The sequence below is a fragment of the Mesoflavibacter sp. CH_XMU1422-2 genome (assembly GCF_037029245.1).
GTDB lineage: Bacteria > Bacteroidota > Bacteroidia > Flavobacteriales > Flavobacteriaceae > Mesoflavibacter > Mesoflavibacter zeaxanthinifaciens.
In genome coordinates this window covers 1-1886 of sequence record NZ_JAYMEE010000076.1, presented here as the reverse complement: position 1 = coordinate 1886, position 1886 = coordinate 1, and the positions used below count along the sequence as shown (strand labels likewise).

General features: G+C 33.5%; 1 protein-coding gene. It reads right to left on the bottom strand.

All coding sequences use genetic code 11. The annotated features are described in order from the left end of the window. Positions 1 to 93 precede the first annotated feature (93 nt). The gene (locus WA340_RS12685) at positions 94 to 1860 is read right to left on the bottom strand and encodes an ATP-dependent nuclease (RefSeq protein ID WP_336129353.1); all 1767 of its coding nucleotides are present in this window, start codon (positions 1858 to 1860) and stop codon (positions 94 to 96) included. Positions 1861 to 1886 lie beyond the last annotated feature (26 nt).

The window sequence follows — 1886 nt, the reverse complement described above, 5'->3', positions numbered from 1 at the left end:
TTGCAAGTACACACCAAACTGAAAATCCGCGAGGATTTTCAGAAGTAGGCGAGAACAAGCAATTACTTATAGCCATTGTTGTGCATAGTGTTTTTAAGTTAATATCCAATTTATACATTCTGTAATTTCCGTATGGTCATTTGGTAAAGTTGTTTCAATTCCATCGTTTTCAATATCGTTCACAAAATTTGCCCAAACAGATTCTGTTTTGCCTGTTAAATTGAGATGCTTTTCTATAGTTCCTTTTTTCCAAATCCAAATATTTTCAGCTAGTAATTTGGTTTTTAGATTTTCAATGTTAGTTTGAATATTTGGTTGTTGTGCTAGAAGCGCAAAAGCTTCTGCTGCTGACATTGAACTATTTCTATTTGTTGGTAATCCATTATCTAGTGTAATTCCATTTGGTGTTGCAATAGATGCTAATTCTGCGATACAAGCTGTTATATCATCATCGTCAGCTTCCAAAAACCCGTCATCAACTGCGTGTTTAAAAGCGTAATCTAAATCAACTATAGCCTTACAAGGTAAATCCATCATTTCAAGAACCATTTTAGATTTTCGTGTATTACCCGAACCTCCTTGTTTTACCAATGCACATTTATGTGTGCCAAGAGTATTATTTGTGATTACCTCTATTAAAAATGGAACAAGCCTCTTTTCTGTTTTTCCCTCTGTCAAAACCACTCGTTCAGAGAATAAAATGTTACTTGAATTACTCAAAGCAAATAGTAATGTTAATTGATGTTGAGCCTCTTGTTCTACTTGTGGTATTGCTGATTTTAAAGAACTACGTTTATGTGTTCCAAGTGTTGAGTTTTTCCTAATTAAGATTGTATTAGCCACATCTTTTTCGGTTATCATAAATGGTGAGTGAGTAGTGAATATTATTTGGTATCCTTGATTAGCAAGTGTTTTCAAAGAAACTCGTAGAATCTCTATTGCTTGAGGATGTAAATAAAGTTCAGGCTCATCTATTAATAATAGAGTGGTAGTTGTCTGTTCTTGAGATGCTATTTTTAAATCAGCGAGATGTCGAATTAAAGTCATCTGAATTGAACGTTGAGCTCCGTGTCCCAACGCAGAAACATCTGTGCCATTTAAACTTTGGTTTTCATAAACTTTAATTGTTCCCTTTGTAAATACCTCTTTAAGTTCCGGTGTTGGTACGTGAACCTTAACATTAATGTCAGGGAAAAATGCATCTAATTTTTCATTGACTTGTTGGTCAAATTCACTCAATTCAGTAGCTCTATTTTCTCCGTCTGCATCTAAAACATTTTTAAGTCCATCCAAAACTGTTCTCAATTGGTCACCATATTGTTCTTCTATAGGACCAATTATTTCTGAAAGCAACTTTCCAATTGTTGTTCCCGATTTTGATTTGCTAACATCTTCTTCTGAATTTTCCATTGCTCCAATATGTATTGGTTCTGGAAATAAATCTTTAATTGCATTATCAATTCCTGTTGGATTAGATTGCCATTGTCCGTCTTCAGGATTAAGAACTTCTAAACGAATTTGTGCAGCAGTTGCATTAGGTGTTGATTGAGTTCTTCTTATGGTTAGTGACTCTGAGTCTAAAAAAGGTTCAATTCTTTGCCTATGAGTAGCATTTAAATTTTCAAGTATTGTTTTACTAATACCGTCTATTTTCGCTGTCATAATAACAGGACTATTAACATCATTAAAATCCGTTGATTTAAGTGAACTTTTGCGTAATACCCATTTTATCGCTTCAAGAATATTGGATTTTCCTGCATTATTATAACCAACTAATGGTGTGTACTCAGAAAGTTCAAATTCAATTGCAATAATTGACTTGAAGTTCTGAATTTCTATGGTTGTTAATTTATGGCTCATAGGTTGGTTTTACATTATGCACAACG

Excerpts from the sequence above, each read along its gene's own strand:
- WA340_RS12685 (WP_336129353.1), bottom strand. The coding sequence starts at position 1,860 with ATGAGCCATAAATTAACAACCATAGAAATTCAGAACTTCAAGTCAATT.